4 protein-coding genes are annotated in these 4151 nt (G+C 48.3%); 2 read left to right on the top strand and 2 right to left on the bottom strand.

Annotated elements, in window-relative coordinates; genetic code table 11:
* Nucleotides 1–11 precede the first annotated feature (11 nt).
* Together KDK19_RS24295 and KDK19_RS04855 are read left to right on the top strand one after the other, a co-directional pair.
* Nucleotides 12–173 carry a hypothetical protein gene (locus tag KDK19_RS24295; protein WP_368736438.1) on the top strand — a complete coding sequence of 54 codons (162 nt, stop codon included), beginning with the start codon at nucleotides 12–14 and terminating at the stop codon, nucleotides 171–173.
* A 226-nt stretch (nucleotides 174–399) separates the two neighbouring features.
* Nucleotides 400–1818: a uracil-xanthine permease family protein gene (locus tag KDK19_RS04855; RefSeq protein WP_257254237.1), complete on the top strand. Its 1419-nt coding sequence runs from the start codon at nucleotides 400–402 to the stop codon at nucleotides 1816–1818.
* 15 nt (nucleotides 1819–1833) lie between these two features.
* On the opposite strand, the gene KDK19_RS04850 is transcribed toward KDK19_RS04855, so the two are convergent.
* Both KDK19_RS04850 and KDK19_RS04845 read right to left on the bottom strand, forming a co-directional pair.
* Entirely contained in the window at nucleotides 1834–3183 is a 1350-nt protein-coding gene (locus tag KDK19_RS04850) for an 8-oxoguanine deaminase (RefSeq protein ID WP_257280326.1), read from the bottom strand.
* Nucleotides 3184–3334: 151 nt separating this feature from the next.
* Nucleotides 3335–3973 (bottom strand): TetR/AcrR family transcriptional regulator, encoded by a 639-nt coding sequence (locus KDK19_RS04845; protein ID WP_257280327.1) that lies wholly within the window; start codon nucleotides 3971–3973, stop codon nucleotides 3335–3337.
* Between the last annotated feature and the right edge of the window lie 178 nt (nucleotides 3974–4151).

The raw sequence follows: 4151 nt of genomic DNA, 5'->3' as shown, positions 1-4151 counted from the left end.
GCCAGAAGACTCTGCCAAACGCACAAGCCCTGTCGGATCACAAAAGAAAAGATCATACCGGAGAGCAAACCTGCCCTGAGTGCCAGAAGACCCTGCCAAACGTGAATGCCCTGTCGGATCACAGAAGGCAACACCGAAAACGAAAGCCTGATGATGCAAAGTCAAGTAATTGATTTCTGCTTGTCATAGGCTCAGGAGGGAAACGCACTGCAAACGTCAGGTCGTGATCTGAAGTGCCATGTTCACGTCCATCTGTCTATCCCCTGCATCATGAAAGGCTCGCCCTTGGCAGGCTGGTTGCGCTGGTATTTTATTTCGAATATCTCCAAAAAAATTGAACAATTGGTCAAGTAATTGCAATACTCCTTCTGAATAACAAAAAAAACGGCAGGAGTACCCATGAATACCGAGGTTCATAATCCCGAACTCATTCACCAGCTAAACGACAAGCCACCATTACCTAGAGCTTTTTTCAGTGCTTTGCAACATATGATCGCCAGCTTTATGGGTGTTGTGACACCAACTCTGGTCATCGGTGGGGTGCTGGGCCTGGGAGAACATATTCCTTATCTGGTCAGTATGGCGTTAATCGCATCAGGGATAGGTACCTTTATCCAGGCCAGACGTTTTGGTCCTCTGGGCTCTGGTTTGCTGAGTATTCAAGGGACCAGTTTTGCTTTTTTAAGTTCCCTGATTGCTGCCGGCTTTGTTGTTAAGAGTCGGGGAGGCAGCAATGAAGAGATTATAGCTTTAATGACAGGGCTCTGTTTTTTCGGGGCATTTATCGAGATTATCCTGAGCCGTTTTTTCCATAAACTGCGCAAGATCATAACGCCAACCATCACCGGAATTGTCATTTCACTGATTGGTCTCAGCCTGGTTAAGGTGGCTGTGACTGATATGGCCGGTGGCTTCAATGCGCCTGATTTTGGTGCACTGAGCAACCTTGCAGTGAGCATCACAGTGTTGGCGACTGTGATCTTTTTTAATCGCAGTTCCCGTCCCATGGTTCGTCTCTCGGCGATTTTCCTCGGCTTGCTGGTAGGCAGCCTGATGACACTTTATTCCGGTAAAATGACTCTGGAGGGATTAACGGACTCGGCATTATTTACTATTCCAGTGCCTTTTAAATATGGAATGACCTTCGATTGGGAGTTATTCATTCCGATTGCTCTCATTTATGTGATTACGACCATTGAATCGACTGGTGATCTCACTGCAACAGCAAAGCTCTCAGGAGAACCTATTAAGGGTGATGAATACGTTGAGCGTATTCGTGGCGGAATTTTGGCTGATGGCGTGAACTCTCTGACCGCAGCCTGCCTGAACAGCTTTCCAACGACGACGTTCAGTCAGAACAATGGTGTGATTCAAATGACCGGCGTCGCCAGCCGATTTGTTGGCTATATTATTGCCGGACTGTTTTTTGTGATGGGACTTTTCCCGATACTCGGGGCCATCCTGGTGCAGATTCCCAAACCTGTTCTGGGTGGGGCCACATTGGTTATGTTTGGCACAGTGGCTGCTTCAGGTATTCGCATACTGGCTTCAGAGTCGCTTGATCGTCGGCAGGTAATGATTATTGCTGTGTCCATAGGCATGGGGCTGGGTGTCACAATTGTGCCTGAGGTGCTGAGTCAGATGCCGGAACTGGTCAAAAACATTTTCGGCTCGTCGATCACCACCGGAGGTTTGACTGCTATTTTGCTGTCGCTGGTTTTGCCTGAAGAATCCGGGCTGGCATCCAGCGATCAGAGAAAAGTGGTGAAAAATATTAATGCGTCTTCAGGATCCATCAAAGAAGAAACCGCTTTCTGAGAACTCCATCATACCTCAGGACACCAGTTTTTTGGCTGAAAGCTGGTGGGCAGCCATGATAGCGTGTTGATCAAGATGAAGCAGTGCTTCATTTTTAATCAGCCACTTTCCTGCACACATCACGGCAGCTGCTTTATGGCCTCCACAAAGAACTAATGCTGCCAATGGGTCATGGCTGCCGCTGAAACGCAACTCATCCAGGCTGAAAAGAGCAAGGTCGGCCTGCTTCCCTACTGCCAGTTCTCCAATATCCTCCCTACCAAGTGCTTTCGCTGAACCTTTTGTCGCCCAGTACAAGGCATCAAGATGAGTGACTTCATCTGCGGCGTAACGCAGACGGTTGATCAGCAAAGCCTGACGGACTTCCTGCATCATATTCGAGCCGTCGTTAGAAGCAGAGCCATCCACACCCAGTCCGACATGGACGCCTGCAGAATCGAGTTCTTTGGTTCGGCAGACGCCCGATGCAAGAAGCATATTTGAGGTAGGACAGTGACAGACGGCCAAACCCGCCTGCCCCATTCTTTTGATTTCATCCTCATTGAAGTGAATGCCATGAGCCAGCCAGACATCGTCAGCCAGCCAGCCCACAGATTCAAGATAATCCAGTGGACGCAGACCAAATCGTCGAATGCAGAAGCTGTCTTCATCAAGAGTTTCAGCCAGATGAGTATGCAATCGAACACTGTGTTTACGGGCGAGCCCGGCGGTCTCTTTCATCAGCTCTGTGCTGACTGAAAAAGGTGAACATGGCGCCAGAGCAATCTGAATCTTTGCTCCCTCTTCTGGCTGATGGTAACGATGAATTAGACGTTCTGAATCGTTTAGTATTTGTGTTTCCGTTTGGACGGTTGATTGGGGAGGAAGGCCGCCATCCTTTTCTCCAAGACTCATCGAACCCCGAGTCAACATTACCCGTCCGCCAACACTATCAGCGGCCTTCACCTGGATATCAATGGCTTCGGTGAGTGTTTCTGGAAAAAGGTAGTGATGATCCGCCACTGTTGTACAACCGGATTGCAACAGTTCTGTCAGTCCCAGCTGAGTGGCATTAAAGAGCATCTCTGGCTTCAGTTTTGCCCAGACCGGATAAAGTGTTTGCAGCCAGGGAAAGAGTTTTTTATTCAGTGCTGGAGGAAAAGCACGGGTCAGGGTTTGATAAAGGTGGTGGTGGGCATTGATCAGGCCGGGAATCAGAATCTGTCCGGAAGCGTCGTAGCTTTGATCAAACGGGGTTTTCGGGGATTGTCCCGAAGGGACCAGCTCCGTGAGCTTGCCAGAGCTTTCATCAATAACCACACCGTTGCCAGCGTTCTGATTGTTGGCGGTAAAAGTAGCCAAGGGGTGTTTTATCCAGACTTTCATTATCTGCCTTTTGTTATGAGCAGGCGGCCTGGATGGGGTCATAAATTGCCACATACCATAGACCACCATTACAGCGGTTTATAGCAGTGACTTTCGTGTTAATCTGCCGGTTTTGTTTTATGTTGCGACTGTACAAGATTTTTGACGTTTCTCAAACCTTCAAACCGCAACCACGAAGAACAATGTCACAGATAGTGTCAGCGGCTTTATCGTAGGTTGAAGCAGGCAGTTTCTTCTTATCCATGATCATGCAAATCTGCTTTTCATAATCAGCGTAATGCTGAGTCGATCCCCAAATCATAAAAATCAGGTGCATGGGCTCGACCCGGGCCATTTTGCCTTCATCCATCCAGTGCTGAAAAATTTCTGTTTTGTTTTTAAACCATTGCTGGGCAGAGGCCTTCATGGAAGGAGACAGTTGCTGGCAGCCATGAATGATCTCGCTGGCAAAAATCCGGCTGGCGGTGGGGTATTTTCTGGAAACTTCGATCTTTGAACGGATATAGCGCTCAAGGGATTCTGCAGGGTCATCTTTCGGGTGAAAGCCGTTCAGTTTGTCGTTCCAGAGACTCAGAATGTTGCTAAGTACTTCGTCATAAATTTCCTGCTTGTTACTGAAGTAATACAACACAGTCGGTTTCGGCAAATCGGCCAGGTCAGCTATTCGCTGGATTGTCGCTCCCCCGAAGCCATGTCGGGCAAATTCCTGTTCGGCTGCTTGCAAAATCAGCCGAACCCTCTCGGCTCTGATGCGACCGGTTTTTTGGGACATACGTTTTACGACAGCCATGTGCGGATCCTGAATTATAGTTTTCGATCATCCCTTAGGGATGATTTATACCATTGGCAGGAAGCATAGAAAAGAATCGGCTAGTGTCCATAAATGTGAATCATAAAGAAAGTGAGTAAAACCTTGACATCCTCCCACCACTAAACCGCAAGCGGTTATAGTGGGGGATTCCCGTTAG

The sequence above is a fragment of the Endozoicomonas sp. ONNA1 genome (assembly GCF_024606325.1).
Taxonomy (GTDB): Bacteria; Pseudomonadota; Gammaproteobacteria; order Pseudomonadales; family Endozoicomonadaceae; genus Endozoicomonas_A.
This window is presented reverse-complemented; position numbering and strand designations above follow the sequence as displayed.